Raw genomic sequence first — 17,754 nt, 5'->3', positions numbered from 1 at the left:
GCAAAATTATACTGAAATTCCTATTTCAAATTTTTTGATTTTTTGCTTGAAATTTTAATGTAATTTTGTGGGGCAAAACTACATTAAAATCCGTAAAGATAGCGTTAAAATCCATCGAACTGCGAAGTGGGTTATAGATTTTACTTGTCTTTACCAAATAGTAGTGATAGAAAAAAAGGTGAGGAAAGCTTACGGAAGTGGGTGAGAAAGACTACCATCAAGTTTTCCTACCACTTCCATAAAAAAGTATTCTAAACTTTAAAAAAAATACAATTTGAAATTCCTATTTCAAATTCTTTGATTTTTTGATTGAAATTCTAAGGAATTTGAAATAGGAATTTGATTAAAGTAAATTAGCGTCTTTTAGTATTTCTTTTATAGCTTCGGCACTATCTTTGCTTTTTAGATTCATTATTAAAATATCATCAATATTTACTGAATACTTTTTGCCTGCGTATTTGATAATAGTTTTTTTAAGATTTTCTTTACCAAGTTCTGTAAATAAGTCTTCATAATAATAACTTGATATAACCATATTTAAGCTATCTTGTATGAAGTCTTTTTCATTAGCTATATTATCGCCAATCACTTTTATGCTTAAATTAATTTTCTTTAAGCCATTTGATTTAGAATATAAATCGGTTTCAAAATTACTTATTTCAATACTTCCTGCCATAGCAACAACGCTTACTAAACTAAAAACAAATTTTTTCATATTTGTTCCTTATCGCAAAATTGATAAAACTGCTTTACTGCTAAATTAGCCTTAGCCTTAATTCTAAATAGATTTTCGTATGATTTTTCGCTACCATTGAAAATTATTTTAAAATTACTTGGATTTGAGCTTCTTGATAATGCTACATAAAGCTGTCCTTGAGCAAATATTTTATCACATTTACAAATTAATTTATCAATACTCATTCCTTGGCTTTTGTGAATTGTTATTGCATATGAAAGTTTTAGGGGAAAGGCTTTTAAAATCGCATCAGGCTTTTTATCAATTAAGCTAGGATTTATTCTAAAACTAGCTGCAATTTCTGGATCGCTAAAGTATAAAAACTCTCTAGGATTTACTGAATAAATATATTGATTAGACCTAATTTTCAACTCTTTTTCTTTTTCATCATAGGCGATTATCTCACCTTGCATTCCGTTGTAATAATTATCAAAATTATATGTAAAAATAACCTTAGCACCTATTTTAAAAACAAATTCTTCTTCAATAGGTTGAGCTCTTAGCCATTGCTTAAAATCATTATCTAATTCTTCATCAAATTCTATATTTTTCTTAACACTAGCATTAAAAGAATATTCTTTATTATTAATAGCTTTTAACTTAGCTATATTGATATTTTTTGCTTCTTCGTTTGTGCCACAAATTATCGTATAATCATCATAGTTATTTATATCATCTTTTATTTTGTATTGCTTAAAATATTCAATGCAATTATTTGTAATATTTCCTATTCTAATGCTTCTTAGATTTTCATAAAATTCTTTATCGCCCATTCTATGCTGAGTAATTAGCTCAATTACTTTGAAATTACATTCTTGCCAGTATTTTGAGCAAAAAGCATAATTGCCATCAGATTTAACAGGCTCAAGCTGATAAAAATCTCCAACTATTAATAATCTAATATTGCTAAATCCAAAAAGTCTTGAATAAATCATATCAAATACATCGCTACTTATCATAGATATTTCATCAATGATGATTAATTCTATTCCTGATAAGGATTTATATAATTCTTGCAAGTCATCTTTGCTAGTTTTAAGCTCGTTTATGTTTCTTGCAAGGCGAAGTTTAAAAAATCTATGAACCGTATCTCCGCCGATATTTACAGCAGCAAGTGCAGTGCTAGCTAATACTATTGTCTTAAAAGCATTGCTTTTAATAATCTTATCTATGGTATAAGATTTGCCAACTCCTGCACCACCGGTTAAAAATACATTTCTTCCTTGTTTTAATAAGTCAATTATATACTTACTTTGATTCATCAATTATATTTACTTTATAGTTTTTTGTGGTAAGCGCATTAAGTCTTAACATTAAATCTTCATAAGTATCACCATCATAAGGATAAAACGCCACACATTCTTTTGCCCTTGTATTTAAAAAACTATAAATTTCATTGCTTATGTTTTGAGTATTTTCTTTGCTTGCACCAGAAAATAAAATAATTATCCCGCTTTCTAGCTCAAAAACACAATCGGTTTTTCTTAAAATACTTGCAATTACTTTTCTATGTTCTTCATCAGGACTTTTTATAAAAGCTAAGCAAAACTCAAAATCTATATCATAAAAATATCTATAAATATTCGCTGTAAAAAAATCAATAATTTTTTTCATTTCTTCTTTTTTAAAAATTTGCATAATTTCTCCTTTATTCATTTCTTAAAGTTTTTAATACATCTATTTTACTAGCTTTATACGCTGGATATAAAGATGAAAGCATTACTATAATACTAGCTCCAAAAGTGATTGTTAAAAAATCACTTAAGCTAAGATTTATAGGTAATTTTGCACTACCATATACATCAGCAGGAAGCGAAATAATATCAAATGTATCTAAAATCCAAAGTCCAAAAAAGCCTAATAAACAGCCAAAGATAATGCCTACAAAACCTATAAAACAACCTATTGCAAAAAAGGCATTTTTTACTTCTTTTTTGCTAGCACCTAGGGCTAATAATAAGGCTATTTCACTTCTTCTATTTAAAACAATCATAAATAAAGAAGTGATTATATTTAAACTTGCAATTATTACTATCATCATTAGTATAAAAAATAAGGCTTTTTTCTCTAAATCAATTGCGCTTAAGATATTTCCGTTTTGCTCCCACCAACCTATGAAAAAATATCTATCATTATATTTTGCTTTTAGTTTTGAAATATCTTCTTTTGGATTATTTGTATCTATATGAATACCTGTTATATCTGTATTTTTTAAAACTTTTTGTAAGTCTTTAATATCTACATAAACATAAGAATTATCATAAGCATTTAAGCCTGAATGAAAGGTTGAACCTAAATAAAAACTCTTAATATTTGGACTTATGCTAAAGGCATTAGCACTTAAATCGGTAAATATTAAGTGTAATTTATCGTTTTTATTAGCTCCTAATCTATTTGCAAGACCATTGCCTAAAATTGCTTGGAATTTGAATTCGGAATTAGGAATATTTAAAATCTTATTAATTTGCTTTTCTTTTTCAAAATCAACCCCAAATACAACAGCACCATGCATAGTAGAATTAAATCTAATCGCTGCTTGTGTTTGAATAAATGGGCTTATTTTATAATCTTTACTAAGCTCGTTTATTAAATCTTCATCTATTAAAACACTTCTTGGATATAAAGTAATAGGGTAGTTCATAGTAAGTAATTTATCCATAAAGCTCTTATTCATTCCGTTCATTACTGCCATAGAAATGATTAGAACACAAACGCCAAGAGCAACACCAACAAAAGCAAGTAGCTTTGTAATCATAATAAAAGGCATTGATTTATCAAAGCGAATGTATTTAAATAATAAATATTTTGTCATAAATTATCTTTAAGAGCTTTTGCTATTTGGGTTTCGGTTGCATCTTTTATTATTAAATCTGCAAAATCTAAATTCTTTTTAGCATGTTTATTGCCTAAAAATAAGATTATGAAAGTTTTTGGATTTTCGTATTTGATTTTGTTTATTTGGCTCACTAAATTTTCATAATCAAATAATAATGCCTCATAACCTATTGCTATTATTTTGTAATTATTATTTAATTCATTTATAAAGGCACTTATGCTATCTACTTTTGTATTTAGCTTTGCGTGTTTGTTTGCTATGTGGTATAAATAATCAGTTTGTATATCTGAACTTAAGAATATTAAAACATCGTTTTTAAATTCTTGTGTTTTGCTCTCTACTTTATAATCACTTAATAAAGTAATCAAGATATTTTTTAGTTTTATCTTGCTAAATGGGCGTTTTAAATAATTATCTTTATTATAATTATCACTTAAAATTATTGTGTTTTTTGTCCTGTAATCATAATCTTCATCAACTATTACACAAGAATAACTTGAAAAATCACTAATGCTATTATAAAAATCTACATTTATTTCATATTGTTTTAGTATTGTTTTTAGCAAGAAATTTTCTAATAAATCATTATTTAAAATAGCGATTTTAACTCCGTTAAAACTAGGATTTAATTCATTTTCAAAATTATCATAATTTGTTTCATAAGAAATCGTTGTTTTTGTTAATGAATAAATGTTTTGAATACTATCATCATTGTGCTTTTCTATTAGCTCTCTTATTTGATTTAAATTATTTTCATTTGTATATGATAAAACATTGTTAATATTTTTAAGCTCTTTAGCACTGCTATTTAAATGCTTTATTAAAAACTCATTGTGGTTTTGTAAAGCCATCATTTTTTGCTTTATTTTGCCTACTTCATCTACTATTAATCTAAGATTTTTATTCAAATCTAAATTATCGCTATTAGCGCCTAAGCTTTTTAATATTTCTTTTAAAATATTTATTTTTTGATTTGCACTTTTTTTTCTAATAAGTGCAGCTATAAAACTTACTGCGTTAAATATCAAAATCACTGCCAAAATGATTGTAAAAATCGTTTGATTTAGCAAATTTTCTACAAACAAACTAGCTATTAAAATAGCACATAATAATATATTAAACAAACTTGGAAACACAAAAATCCTTTATATAAACTATAAGCTAAATTATGGCTATTAGATTAAATGATTATTTAATATTTTTACTAATTTTAGAAGCTACATTTTTATTTGTAACTTTTGCTATTTCATCAAAATCAGCCTTGTAAATGTTTTCATAATTTTCATAATATTTTAATAATTTAATAATATTTGCTTTTGAAATGCCAAGTTGTTCTAATTTTGACGCTTTTAAATCATTTTTGCGTTTTGCGTTTTGATGAGTAGTGATTGCAAATCTATGTGCTTCATCTCTTAGTTTTTGAATAAATTGTAAAATCTCATCATTTGTTTTAAGCTCATATACTTTATCTTTAAAATACAGCTTATCACGAGCCGCACCTTTTGCTCTATGTGCTAGATGATTTAATTTTTCTTTAGAAATTGCTATTACATCTACATTTATTTCATTTTGAGCTAGAAGTTCATTTGCTAAATCAAGCAAAGCCTTTCCGCCATCAATTATCCACAAATCAGGACTTGCTAATTCGCTAAAAGAATTAATTCTTCTAATAAGCATTTCTTGCATTTGTTCATAATCATTATTACTTGTAAGATTATATCTTCTATAATTTTGCTTATTAAATTCATTGCTTGATAAATTATAATTTATCATAGCACCCACAATAGCTTCTCCTTGAAAGTGAGAATTGTCAAAAACTTCTATAACATAAGGCATATTTGTTAAATTAAAAAAGCTTTTTAATTTAAACAATAAATTATTTTCTTGTTTTTTAATATTTATTAAAGAGTTATTTTCTGCTAATTCTATTAGCTTTTTAACTTCATTTGTTTTTGCTATTTTTATGCTAACTTTATGATTTGCTAATTTGCTTAGATATTCGCTTAATAATTCTTTATTTTCATTTTCTTCTTTTATATAAATATTATTAGGAATTATTCCTTCTTTGTAGTTTGCAAACAATAATTGACTTAAAAAATCGCCTTCTTTATTTATGATTTTTTCATTAATTACGCTTACAACTTTTCCATGATTAATCACAAGCCTTGTGCTTGATAAAAACTCGTTATCACTAACTACTGCAAAGACATCAAAGCAAACATCTTTTGCTAAATCTACTTCAATTTCCTGATTTAAATTCTTAATATGATTTATCATATCCCTTATCTTAGCTGCTTCTTCGTAGTTTTCGTTTTCTGCGTATTTAAACATTTTTTCATTTAGAGTTTTTAGCATTTGCTTTGGGTTTTTTAAAGCTTGTAAGGCTTGTTTTAAAATATTTTCATATTCAAGCTTTACATTAAACTCGCAAGGTGCTAAACATCTTGACATATCATAAAAAATACATCTTTTTTTACAGCTTTTCATTTGTCTTAAGGGATAACATAAATATAAAGCTTCTAATAAATCTTTTGCCCCACTAGCATAAGGTCCATAATATTTGGTTAAAGAATCTTTTTTAACCTTTCTTGTGATTTCAAATCTAGGGTAATCTTCTTTTAAATCACAACAAATATAAGGATAAGTTTTATCATCTCTTAATAAAATATTATATTTTGGATGCATTTGTTTTATTAGCGAATTTTCTAATATTAAAGCATCTAATTCACTACTTGTTTGAGTGTATTCTAAATTATTTGCTTCTTCAATTAATTTTATAATTCTAGGAGAATTTTTAGGATTAGCTCTAAGGCTTGGCGTAAAGCTAAAATAACTTCTAACACGCTTTTTAAGATTTTTTGCCTTCCCTACATAAAGCAAAGTATTATTGTGATAATACCTATAAACTCCTGATTCATTTGGTAAAGAATTAATTTTGTCTAATAGATTTGATTTTTGCATTTGTTTTTTTAATACTTTCTTTTAAATTATCCACTAATATTTGATGTTCTTTTAAATTTGCGAGATTATTAAAATCTTCGCACATTAAATCTTTTAATAAAATTTTTGGTCTTTTTGATTTTTCGTAATCTATATAAGCGTTTAAAATTGCATTTGAATTTATTATTATTTCATCATTTCTTAGATTAAGAACATTTGCTTCAATAGGCGAAAATCTTTTATAATTATTAATATGGTTTAAAATAGCTCTTTTTGTAGAATCATTTCTTATATCTTGAGCTAGGGTTGGATGATATACTCTTATTCTAAAATAATTCCTATCAAATTTCGTATATACATCGCATACGACACCTTTTTGAGTTAATTTGTATTTAATATCGGGTGGCATACTTAAAATAAATAATTTTAATTGTTTATTAAGTTTTAAAAATAAAAGGTTTTTATTATGAGCTGCAAGTTCTTCATGAATATTTTTAATATCTTTAAATTTAGTCATATTGTTTTGTTATTTGCCTTAGTTTTTTCTGCTTGTGGATATAAAAGCGATCCTGTCTATTATGATAACAAGTCAACGCAAACACAAAAATTACCTTTTGTTGAATTAGAGTAAATAATATCTAACATTTTTTAAAAAAAGGAGCTTCAATGGAAATCACATTTTCATGGGCGGGAATTTTATGTTTGGTGATATTTATCATCGGTTATTATTTTATAGCAGCTGAGGATAAATATCATATAAACAAAACAAAACCTGCAATATTTATCGGAACTTTAATGTTTATTATTTTAGGTATGTTTTTAGCAATTAACGGCAAAAGCACCGAGCCTTTAGAAGAAGAAGTAAAGGCTTTGATTGAAGAAATTGCTGAAATTGTATTTTTCTTAATGGTTGCTATGACTTATATTGAGGCATTGATTGAGCGAAATGTATTCAATACATTAAAATATAAACTAGTTACTAAAGGCTATACTTATAGAAAATTGTTTTGGCTTACAGGTCTTTTAGCATTTTTCATCTCTCCAGTAGCTGATAATCTAACAACAGCTTTAATTCTTTCTACCGTTTTACTAACAATTGATAGCGAGAAAAAAGAGTTTTTGGTTCCTGGGGCAATAAATATAGTTGTAGCTGCTAATGCAGGTGGTGCTTGGAGCCCATTTGGAGATATTACAACTCTTATGGTTTGGACAGCTGGTAAGAGCCCTTTTATTGATTTCTTTGCTTTATTTCCTGCTAGTTTTATTGGTTGGTGGCTTACTGCATTTTTACTAAGTCGTTATGTGCCTAATGTTAAGCCTAATTTTGATACTAAATCAATGGAAGTTGAATGTATTAAAGAAGGTGGTAAGGCTATTATTTTATTAGGGGCTTTAACAATTGCTAGTGCTGTTTTAATGCATTCATTATTTGGCTTACCTGCTATGTGGGGAATGATGTTTGGCTTATCATTATTAAGCATTTATACATACAGATTTAATGTATCTCGTGGTAAAAAAGATATAAATATTTTTCATTATATGACTAAAATTGAGATGGATACATTATTATTCTTCTTTGGTATTTTAGCAGCTGTTGGAGCATTACATTTTGCAGGATGGCTTGCGTATGCATCTAAGCTTTATGATATTGCTGGAGTTACTACTACAAATATCGGAGTAGGGCTTTTAAGCGCAGTTGTTGATAATGTGCCTGTTATGAGTGCAGTTCTTAAAGCAAATCCAAATATGAATATAGATGATTGGCTTTTAGTAACCTTAACTGCTGGAATAGGTGGCTCATTAATTAGCTTTGGCTCAGCAGCTGGAGTTGGTGTAATGGGTAAAATGCGTGGAATTTATACATTTGGATCACATATGAAATATGCTTGGACTATTTTGTTAGGTTATATTCTAAGTATTATTATTTGGTGGTTACAATTTGAGTATTTTGATTTATATTAGGAAAGGAATTTAATGGAAAAAGCAGATATTTTAGTGCTTGACTTTGGGTCGCAATACACCCAATTAATTGCCAGAAGGCTAAGAGAACAAGGAGTTTATACTCTAATTTTACCTTTTAATATTAGTGCAAATGAAATTAAAAGCTATGAGCCTAAAGGTATTATTTTAAGCGGTGGTCCTGCTAGCGTTTATGCAAACGATGCTTATTTTTGCGATAAAGAAATTTTTGATTTAGGATTACCGATTTTAGGAATTTGCTATGGAATGCAATTGATGGCTCATCATTTTGGAGCAGTTGTTGCACCTGCAGGCCATAAAGAATATGGTAAAGCTAAGATTAGTGTTCAAGAAGATAGTTGTTTATTTAAAAACTTACCAAAATCACAAGTAGTGTGGATGAGCCATTCTGATAAGGTTGAGAATTTACCTGCTGGATTTAAAACAATAGCAATTAGTGAAAATAGCCCATTTTGTGCTTATGGAAATGATGAGAAAAAAATGTATGCACTACAATTTCACCCAGAAGTGCAACATAGTGAATTTGGTAAAAATATCCTTAAAAATTTTGCAAAATATGTATGTAATTGCGAAAGCGTTTGGAATATGGGTTCATTTGCTAAAACACAAATTGAAAAGATTAAAGAGCAAGTTGGAGATAAAAAAGTTCTTTGTGCAATTAGTGGTGGTGTAGATAGTAGCGTTGTTGCTGCGCTTTTAGCAAGTGCTATAAAAGATCAAACTATCTTAGTTTTCGTAGATACTGGACTACTTAGAAAGAATGAAAAAGAGCAAGTAGAAAATATGCTTAAATTAAAGTTCGGTATAGAACTTAATACTATTGATGCTAGAGAAATCTTTTTGACAAAATTAAAAGGTGTAACAGATCCAGAAACTAAGCGTAAAATTATCGGAAATACTTTCATTGAAATATTTGAAGATTTTGCAAAAAAACAAGAAGGCGTTGAGTTTTTAGCACAAGGAACTTTATATACTGATATTATTGAAAGTAGCGTTGTAGGTAGCTCAAAAACAATTAAAAGCCATCACAATGTAGGCGGCTTACCAGAAAAAATGAATTTAAAATTAGTTGAGCCTTTAAAAGAAATATTCAAAGACGAAGTAAGATTACTTGGACTTGAACTAGGTCTTACTAAAGATTTAGTATATCGTCATCCTTTCCCAGGTCCAGGTCTAGCGATTAGAATTATGGGTGAAGTAAATGAAGAAAGCTTAAATATTTTAAAAGAAGCTGATGATATTTTCATTCAAGAACTTAAAGCTAATGGCTATTATGATAAAACATGGCAAGCATTCTGCGTATTATTAAATGTAAAGAGCGTTGGAGTTATGGGAGATAATAGAACCTATGATAATGCAATAGCTCTAAGAGCAGTAGATGCAAGCGATGGAATGACAGCAACATTCTCGCATCTACCTTATGAATTACTTGAAAACGTAAGTAGAAGAATCATAAATGAAGTTAATGGAATTAATAGAGTAGTTTATGATATTTCAAGTAAGCCACCTGCAACTATTGAGTGGGAATAAGATTTTTAATTTCTTAATTCAATAATTTGAATTAAGAAATTTATGTTTTATATATTTTAAATTCCTATTTCAAATTCTTTTGATTTTCTAACTAAAATTATCTTTTTTTAGTGCTTTGTATTTATGTAAAATTCAGGAATTTGAATTAGGAATTAAGGTTTAAGCTTACATAATGATTAGCTAATTTTAAAGCTAATTTCTATTTCAAATTCTTTTGATTTTCTAACTAAAATTATCTTTTTATGCTTTATATTTATGTAAAATTTAGGAATTTGAATTAGGAATTAAGGCTTTAAATTTGTGTAATAATAAAGCTAATTCCTAATTCAAATTCCTTAAAATAAGCTTATTTTCTATCTTGTTTATAATATATTTCGTTTATTTGATTATCTTGCAGTTTTATTGCTATATCAACTGGGTTTTTATAAATAGTATCTTGAAAATACAGTATATTATTTTTTTCATTTTTTCTAAATCCATATTTTTTTAGATATTTAAGAATTTCATCGTTATTTTTATCTAGTAACATAGCATTGAGTTCTTTTGTAGTAACTTCATTTATTATGCAATATTTTTGATTTTCAAAGCAAGTTTTATTAGCATTTATGATTTTTGCTATTAAGTCATTTGGCTCTTTTATAAAATATTCATAGTATTTATAAGCAGAAACTAAAGCTAAAATTATTAAAAAATATTTATTAAATTTAATTTCATCTAATCTCTTTTTTAAACTTCCATAAGCAGTAGAAAGCAAAATCGCAGATACAAAATAATAAGCAAAATCAAAGCCCATAAAAAGCTCAATTAAGCCAACAACTACGCATAACCAAGATAAATAATAAGATAAATATTGTAAAAGTTTTATAAGTTTATATTTCATTTCGCTCTTTCTTTAATTCAAATACCAAAATCACAAGAATTTGAATTAGGAATTATTTAGGATTTACCTTAGTAAATCCTTATTTTAGTTTTGAAAGTTCTTCAATTATATCAATTAAATCTTGTGGAGATTTTGCGTGAGCTAAATTGATTACATATTTTCCATTAACGATGAAAGCTGGAGTTCCATAAGTATTAGCTATTTCATCAGCTGCATCATTTACGCTTGCTAAATACTTTCCTTCTGGGCTTTCTATGAATTTTTCTAGTTTTTTCTTTGAGATTTCAAGTAGGGTTAAACCTGCTTTATAAAATTCATCAGGGTTATTATTCCAAGTATTTTTATTTTTAAATAAATCTATAAAATAAGCACTTGCTAATTTGTGATGTAAGCTGTTTTTATCAACTAGACTTAATTTATTTTTTTCATCTTGATATTTTGCATAGTTTAATAAATTAGCCATTTCTTTACCAAATTGTCCCCAAGATTTAACCATTAAAGACTTGATTTCAAGATTAGGTAATTTTTCGCTAATTAATCCTAAAGTATTGTAATTATGGTGTAAATAACAATGCGAACATTGATAAGACCAAACTTCAGTTAAAGAATTATTAGAATTTGAAATAGGATTTTCAAGCACATTGTATTCAACACCTTCGCTTAGAGCAAATAGGTTTGAGCTTAATATTAAAGCAAAAGTTATTGTTTTTAATTTTTTAAACATTTTTTCTCCTTAAAAAAATTGCATTAATATATAAGATTTTAATTAATAAAAATTTATTCCAAATGATAATGATTAACATAATTTAGTATAATTTCATCGCATTTTAAAAAAAAGGATTAAAAATGAAAAAGTTATTTTCTTCAATTATCGCAACAGCGATTTTAAGTTCAGGTGCTTACGCAATTAATATTGATGAAGCTAGCGTTAAAGCGCATTTCGTTGGCTTTAAAATGGCTAAAAAACTAGGCGTTCCTGGTGTTATTGATGATGCTAAATTTGAATTTGGTAAAACAAGTGGTTCGGTTGTAGATATTTTAAACGAAGTTAAAGCTAGTTTAGATTTTGCTAATGAAAACACAAAAGATAAGGTTCGTGAAAATAATATCCATAGAACATATATTGCAAATCTTAAAAATAGCAAAATTGAAGCAAGTTTAAAAGACGCAAAAGGTGATGAAACAAATGGAAGTGTAACAGGAGTTATTACTTTTAATGATGTTACAAAAGAAATTCCTATGACTTATAGTGTTGCTGATGGTAAATTAGTTGTAAAAGGCGAAATCAATATGAGAACAGATTTTAATACTGAAGATGCTTATATTGCACTTTCAACAGATAAGCAAATTGCAGCACTTCATGGTAAAAAGACTTGGGAAGAAGTTGAAATTTATTTTGATGTAGATGTTAAATAATCTTTAAAGGCTAGAATACTAGCCTTTAACTTACTTTAAGGATTATTTAATTGATTTTAATTGATTGTATTGATATAAGCAAAAATTACGGCGAAAAAGTTATTTTAAAAAATGTAAATTTTAGTATAAATGATGGCGAAAAAATCGCAATTATAGGTAAAAACGGGCAAGGCAAATCTACATTTTTAAAAATAATTACAAAAGAAATTGAACCAGATAATGGCAGAATACTTATAAATTCTAGCATTAGCTTTTCTATGCTTTCTCAAAGTATTAATAATGATTTGGATTTAAGTGTTGATGAATATATTAAGCTTGAATTAGGCGATATTTTTAATGCCCTAAAAGAATATAATGAAATAAATGAAAAGCTTGCAACTAAGCCAGATGATAAAGAATTGCTTAAAAACCAGCAAATTTTATTTGAATTAATTGAGAGCAAAGATGCTTGGAGTATTGATAGCAAGATTGCAAGAGCTTTAAAAGAATTTGAATTAGGAAGTTTTTTAAATAGAAGCTTAGCGTCTTTAAGTGGTGGAGAGCAAAGAAGATTAAGTCTTGCTTGTATGTTGCTTAAATCTCCTGATGTTTTAATACTTGATGAGCCTACGAATCACTTAGATGTAACTATGTGTAAATATCTTGAAGATATGTTAAAAGCTAGTAAAAAAAGCGTTATATTTATAAGCCACGATAGATATTTTATTGATAATGTTGCAAGCAAATGTGTAGAAATTGAAGATGGAATTTTAAGAGAATTTATGGGTGGATATAGCGATTATTTAAAGGCAAAAGCAAGGCTACTTGAGAGCTTAAATAAAAGCTATGAAACCTTAGTAAAACAGCTAAAAAGCGAAGAAGAATGGCTGCGTCGTGGAGTAAAAGCTAGACTTAAGCGAAACGAAGGAAGAAAAGAGCGTATTTTTAAAATGCGTGAAGAAGCTAAGAAAAATCCTAGTATTTTAAATAGGCTAAGAGTTGAGCTTGCCCGTGCAAGTGATATAAAATCAAATCCACTAATAGCAAATAAGAAAAAAATGCTTTTTGAATTACACGATATTAGTTTAAGATTAGGTGAAAAGCTATTGTTTAAGCCATTTAATGCAAGGATTTTGCAAGGTGAAAAAATAGCAATTGTTGGTAAAAATGGCTGTGGAAAATCAAGCTTTTTACAAATCTTACTTGAAAAATTACGTCCTAGTAGTGGGTTTATTAAAAAAGGCGAGATTAATATAGGATATTTTGACCAGAAAAAAAGTGATTTAAAAGATGATGAAACTTTGATTGAATATTTTTGTCCAAATGGCGGAGATACTATCAATGTAAAGGGCTTTAATATGCATGTATATGGATATTTAAAGCATTTTTTATTTCCAAAAGAGCAATTAACTTATAAAATCGGCTCACTTAGTGGTGGCGAAAAAAGTAGGGTGGCTTTAGCAAAACTCTTTACAAAAGATTATGAAGTATTAATTTTAGATGAGCCTACGAATGATTTAGATATAGCTACAATTAATATTTTAGAGCAATATTTAATGGATTTTAAAGGGGCTTTAATATTTGTAAGTCATGATAGATATTTTACAGATAGACTTGCTACTAAGCTTTTTGCATTTTCAAATCAAGAAATTAGCATAGAAACTATGAAATTTAGCGAATTGCTAGAATTAAACGATGAATTAAACGAGCTAAATGAAGAAATAGAAAACGATAAAATAAAGCCAAAGGAAGTTGAACGCAAAAAAAGCGTAAAATTAAGCTATAAACAAAACAAGATTTTAGAAGAACACCCAAGTAAAATTGAAGAAATTGAAAAAGAGATTAAATTATTAAACGAATATTTAAGTGATCCAGCTAAATATGAAAAATACGGCATATTAACATTAAATGAAAGGCTTGAGAATTTGAATTCGGAATTAGAGCTTTTAGAAAATGAGTATTACGAAGTTTTAGAACTTGCACAGGAGTTAGAAAATGCTAATAATTAGTATCATTAGTCTTGTTTTTATAATTGAAACATTACTTAAATTACTTGAGATAAATCATATAAAAACCAAAACAAATAAAGGTTTTTTAAGCGATGAACAATTTGTAGAGTTTAAAAATATTGCGATAGTTGAATATAAGTTTTCAATTCTTAATAATTTTTTAGCTTTAGTTTTAAATTGCGTGTTTATATTAGTGCTATTTAAGGTATTAAAAGTTCATTTTGAGCCTAATTCATTGCTAGATAATACTATTTTAGTATTGCTATATTTTGTGATTAATTCTTGCATTCTAACTTGTGTAGATTTTTATAAAACTATGGTTGTAGATACCAAGCATGGCTTTAATAAAAAAACACCTTTTATGTATTTTAAAGACCTTTTAAAATCACTAATTTTATTAGTAATTATAGGTGGAGCTTTGGTTTATATTTTGCTTTTTGCAATTGCTAAATTAGGCGAGTTTTGGTGGATAGGTGGCTTTGCGATATTATTTATCTTTAGTCTTTTAGCTATGGTTGTTTATCCTAATTTTATCGTGCCTATGTTTAATAAACTAAGTCCTATTGAAGGCGAGTTAAAGGACAATATTCAAGCGTTATTAAATGATTGTGGTTTTAAAAGCAATGGGGTATTTAGCATGGACGCAAGTAAGAATGATACAAGGCTAAATGCTTATTTTGCCGGTATGTTTGGAGCAAAAAAGGTAGTTCTTTATGATACTTTAATTAATGCTATGAATAAAAATGAATTATTAGCTGTTTTAGCGCATGAGTTAGGGCATTTTAAGAATAAAGATATTTTAAAAATGCTTTTTATAAGTGGATTAAATCTTTTAATAACTTTTGCAATTTTTGGGTATTTTTCAAGTTTTTTTGAAAATCAGTTTAATTTAGAAGGCTTTGTTTCTAGCTCATTATTCGCCTTTATTATGGTAGGTTCAGCAATATCGTTTGTTTTAAGTCCTATTTTAAATTCTATTTCAAGAAAGAATGAATTTAATGCAGATAAACACGGAGCTTTAAAAACAAGTAAAAGCGATATGATAAATGCTTTAAAAGTATTAGCAATTCACAATAAAGCCTTGCTAGATCATAACGCTATTTATGAAGCTATATACAAAACTCATCCAAGTTTAAGCAAAAGAATAAGTGCTCTAAATGATAGTAACTTTTAATGAATTAAAAAGCTTAGTTGGAGATTTAATTGCTAAGCAAATCATTATGGAGTATTTTTCATTTTCATTGCTTGAATACTCACTTGCAAGGTCAAACACTATAAGCGAAAATGATAGAAAAAACTTAATAAATATTGCAAATTTATATTTAAATAATATGCCTTTGCAATATATTTTCAAAAAAACTTATATAAAAGATTTAGAATTTTTATGCGAAAACGGAGTGTTAATTCCAAGGTGTGATACAGAAATTTTAATTGATTTAGCGACTAATTATATAAAAGAACATAATGTAAAAAATGCTTATGAAATAGGCTTTGGTAGTGGAATTATTAGTATATGTTTAAAGCTTTTTACAAATATTAATATAAAAGCTTGTGATATAAATAAAAAGGCTTTAGAGCTAGCTTGTAAAAATGCTAAAAAACATAATGTAGATTGCGATTTTCATCTAGCGGATTTTAATGTAGTATCGTTTAAAAACTATGAATTAGTGGTATCAAATCCACCTTATATTAGCACAGATTATGCTTTAGATGAATATGTAAAAAAAGAGCCAAAAACAGCACTTTATGGCGGTAAAAAAGGCTATGAATTATTATTTAAAATTATTAAAAAATGTTATTTAGAAAATGTAAAATGCTTAATATGTGAGTTTGGATACGAACAGAAAGAAGTTTTGAGAGAGTATTTAAAAGAATATAATTTTAAAGCTAGTTTTTACAAAGATTTAAATGGATTTGATAGAGTGTTTATAGCAGAAAGGTTAGATTATGAGAAAAATTAATGATTTTTTATTAGCAGGAATAATTTTTATTGAAATTTTTATAGGAATTGTAGTTGCTCCTATTATATTTTTTCCAAGTGAAATTATAGGAAATGGGATTTTAAGTCATTTAGAGAGTGGTTTGCTAATGACCCAAGTATTTGTAAAATTTAATTATTTGTTACTTTTTGTAAGCTTTTTTAATATTTTTTATGAAATTTTTACAAATAAATTAGCTAGTTTTAGAATAATTTTAAGTTTTTTAATAGTAATTTTGGCTTTAATTTTTGTTTTTTATTACACGCAAAATGTTTTAAATATGCAAGAATTAGGCATAACTAATAGCGATGAGTTTAATGCAAACCACAAACAAAGTGAAATATTATTTAAAGTAATGGTAGTTTTACAATTTATTTTATTCTTTACTAAGAAAAAAGAAAAATGATGTATAATCGGCAAAATTTAAAAGGAGTTTAGCATGCAAATTAATAGTAGTATTCAAAGCAATGTGTTAATGGCTCAAAATAAACCTATTCAAAAAGTTGAAGATACTTCGGCAGAGCAAGTAAATGAGAAAAAAATAGGTGAAGAAAAATTAGGCGAGAAAAAATATCAAGAAATTTCAAATTTACAAGATGATATGATTTTAAAAGCCATGAATAATGCTAATAAATCTGATTTAAAAGAAGACTTAGCAAAAATTGAAGATAGCTTAAAAACTGCAACAAATAATGACAGAATGAAAAGCGAAGATTTTTCTAAGTTAAATGCTGATTTTTTAAAACAAAACGAAGAAAGTTTTAAAAACGCACAACAAGTTAGCTTAAATCAAAGTCAATTAGCTTCATTATTAGCTTAATCTAAAGGGCTTTTTGCCCTTTATAATTCCTATTTCAAATTCCTTATTATTTATATCTATTTCTTATTTAATGATACTTAAAGTAACACTTGTATTTAAAAGTTTGTATTTTAAAATTAATAATGTTTTATATTTTATTTTCGTTATATTTATATGACTAGAATTGTAAGAATTTTATATCAGGAGAAAAAATGAAAAGAGAAGAAATAAAAGAATTAATAGATATGTTTGCACAAGCAAATATAGGTAAAATCAAAATCAAAGAAGGAGATTTTGAAATAAGCCTAGAAAAGCAAGGAACTGTTGTTGAATGCGCTCCAATTCCTGCAGCTATGCCACATGCAGCACCTGCTCCAATAAATGTAAATGTAGTAAATGAAGCTCAACCGGTTAAAAATTCACACCCAACAATTACAAGCCCAATGGTAGGAACTTTCTATCAAGCACCAAGTCCAGGGGCAGCACCATTTGTAAAAGTTGGTCAAACAGTAAGAAAAGGCGATACTATTTGCATTATTGAAGCAATGAAGATTATGAATGAAATTGAAGCTGAGTTTGATTGCAAAATTGTAAGTGCATTAGTAGAAGATGGACAACCTGTGGAGTTTGGAACAGAATTATTTGCAGTTGAAAAACTATAAGTAGGTAA

18 protein-coding genes are annotated in these 17,754 nt (G+C 27.1%); 9 read left to right on the top strand and 9 right to left on the bottom strand.

Annotation, left to right across the window (positions count from 1 at the left end):
- Window positions 1-343: 343 nt before the first annotated feature.
- Genes AVANS_RS05265 through AVANS_RS05235 form a run of 7 tightly spaced genes read right to left on the bottom strand, consistent with a single transcriptional unit; the run spans window position 344 to window position 7,029 of the window.
- Window positions 344-715, bottom strand: a complete 372-nt coding sequence (locus tag AVANS_RS05265; RefSeq protein WP_239816843.1) for a flagellar basal body-associated FliL family protein — start codon at window positions 713-715, stop codon at window positions 344-346.
- Window positions 712-1,998, bottom strand: coding sequence for an AAA family ATPase (locus AVANS_RS05260; protein ID WP_239816842.1), 1,287 nt, complete (start codon window positions 1,996-1,998; stop codon window positions 712-714). Before AVANS_RS05260 ends, AVANS_RS05265 begins: the two co-directional genes overlap by 4 nt.
- A complete protein-coding gene (locus AVANS_RS05255) occupies window positions 1,985-2,374 on the bottom strand; it encodes a hypothetical protein (protein WP_239816841.1) in 390 nt (129 codons plus the stop codon). Before AVANS_RS05255 ends, AVANS_RS05260 begins: the two co-directional genes overlap by 14 nt.
- 10 nt (window positions 2,375-2,384) lie before the next feature.
- On the bottom strand, window positions 2,385-3,548 hold the full coding sequence (locus AVANS_RS05250) for an ABC transporter permease (RefSeq protein ID WP_239816840.1): 1,164 nt from the start codon (window positions 3,546-3,548) through the stop codon (window positions 2,385-2,387).
- A complete protein-coding gene (locus AVANS_RS05245) occupies window positions 3,545-4,708 on the bottom strand; it encodes a hypothetical protein (protein WP_239816839.1) in 1,164 nt (387 codons plus the stop codon). The genes AVANS_RS05250 and AVANS_RS05245 overlap by 4 nt, the downstream gene beginning before the upstream one ends.
- A gap of 52 nt (window positions 4,709-4,760) precedes the next feature.
- Complete coding sequence (gene uvrC, locus AVANS_RS05240; protein ID WP_239816838.1) at window positions 4,761-6,533, bottom strand: excinuclease ABC subunit UvrC; 1,773 nt, start codon at window positions 6,531-6,533, stop codon at window positions 4,761-4,763.
- A complete protein-coding gene (locus AVANS_RS05235) occupies window positions 6,502-7,029 on the bottom strand; it encodes a hypothetical protein (RefSeq protein ID WP_239816837.1) in 528 nt (175 codons plus the stop codon). Before AVANS_RS05235 ends, uvrC begins: the two co-directional genes overlap by 32 nt.
- A 149-nt stretch (window positions 7,030-7,178) precedes the next feature.
- Here AVANS_RS05235 and nhaD point away from each other — a divergent pair, with 149 nt between their 5' ends.
- Together nhaD and guaA are read left to right on the top strand one after the other, a co-directional pair.
- Complete coding sequence (nhaD, locus tag AVANS_RS05230; RefSeq protein WP_239816836.1) at window positions 7,179-8,474, top strand: sodium:proton antiporter NhaD; 1,296 nt, start codon at window positions 7,179-7,181, stop codon at window positions 8,472-8,474.
- A gap of 12 nt (window positions 8,475-8,486) precedes the next feature.
- On the top strand, window positions 8,487-10,022 hold the full coding sequence (guaA, locus tag AVANS_RS05225; RefSeq protein ID WP_239816835.1) for a glutamine-hydrolyzing GMP synthase: 1,536 nt from the start codon (window positions 8,487-8,489) through the stop codon (window positions 10,020-10,022).
- A 346-nt stretch (window positions 10,023-10,368) separates the two neighbouring features.
- Here guaA and AVANS_RS05220 read toward each other — a convergent pair whose 3' ends face one another.
- Window positions 10,369-10,902, bottom strand: coding sequence for a hypothetical protein (locus tag AVANS_RS05220; protein ID WP_239816834.1), 534 nt, complete (start codon window positions 10,900-10,902; stop codon window positions 10,369-10,371).
- Between the two features lie 79 nt (window positions 10,903-10,981).
- Window positions 10,982-11,626, bottom strand: coding sequence for a thiol:disulfide interchange protein DsbA/DsbL (locus AVANS_RS05215; RefSeq protein WP_239816833.1), 645 nt, complete (start codon window positions 11,624-11,626; stop codon window positions 10,982-10,984).
- 122 nt (window positions 11,627-11,748) lie between these two features.
- Between AVANS_RS05215 and AVANS_RS05210 the strand changes: the two genes are divergently transcribed.
- The 7 genes from AVANS_RS05210 to accB all read left to right on the top strand — a co-directional run bounded on the left by AVANS_RS05210 (window position 11,749) and on the right by accB (window position 17,746).
- Entirely contained in the window at window positions 11,749-12,318 is a 570-nt protein-coding gene (locus AVANS_RS05210; protein WP_239816832.1) for a YceI family protein, read from the top strand.
- A 50-nt stretch (window positions 12,319-12,368) separates the two neighbouring features.
- On the top strand, window positions 12,369-14,306 hold the full coding sequence (abc-f, locus tag AVANS_RS05205; protein ID WP_239816831.1) for a ribosomal protection-like ABC-F family protein: 1,938 nt from the start codon (window positions 12,369-12,371) through the stop codon (window positions 14,304-14,306).
- Entirely contained in the window at window positions 14,293-15,480 is a 1,188-nt protein-coding gene (locus AVANS_RS05200; protein WP_239816830.1) for a M48 family metallopeptidase, read from the top strand. Before abc-f ends, AVANS_RS05200 begins: the two co-directional genes overlap by 14 nt.
- Complete coding sequence (locus AVANS_RS05195; RefSeq protein WP_239816829.1) at window positions 15,464-16,267, top strand: HemK/PrmC family methyltransferase; 804 nt, start codon at window positions 15,464-15,466, stop codon at window positions 16,265-16,267. Before AVANS_RS05200 ends, AVANS_RS05195 begins: the two co-directional genes overlap by 17 nt.
- The gene (locus tag AVANS_RS05190; RefSeq protein ID WP_239816828.1) at window positions 16,254-16,691 is read left to right on the top strand and encodes a DUF4149 domain-containing protein; all 438 of its coding nucleotides are present in this window, start codon (window positions 16,254-16,256) and stop codon (window positions 16,689-16,691) included. The genes AVANS_RS05195 and AVANS_RS05190 overlap by 14 nt, the downstream gene beginning before the upstream one ends.
- A gap of 33 nt (window positions 16,692-16,724) precedes the next feature.
- Entirely contained in the window at window positions 16,725-17,105 is a 381-nt protein-coding gene (locus tag AVANS_RS05185) for a hypothetical protein (RefSeq protein WP_239816827.1), read from the top strand.
- A gap of 191 nt (window positions 17,106-17,296) precedes the next feature.
- Window positions 17,297-17,746 carry an acetyl-CoA carboxylase biotin carboxyl carrier protein gene (accB, locus tag AVANS_RS05180; RefSeq protein WP_239816826.1) on the top strand — a complete coding sequence of 150 codons (450 nt, stop codon included), beginning with the start codon at window positions 17,297-17,299 and terminating at the stop codon, window positions 17,744-17,746.
- The last annotated feature ends 8 nt before the right edge of the window (window positions 17,747-17,754 follow it).

Origin of the sequence: Campylobacter sp. RM5004, assembly GCF_022369455.1 — a bacterium.
Lineage (GTDB): Bacteria > Campylobacterota > Campylobacteria > Campylobacterales > Campylobacteraceae > Campylobacter_E.
The sequence above is the reverse complement of the archived record's forward strand: the minus strand, read 5'-3'. Positions and strand labels throughout refer to the sequence as shown.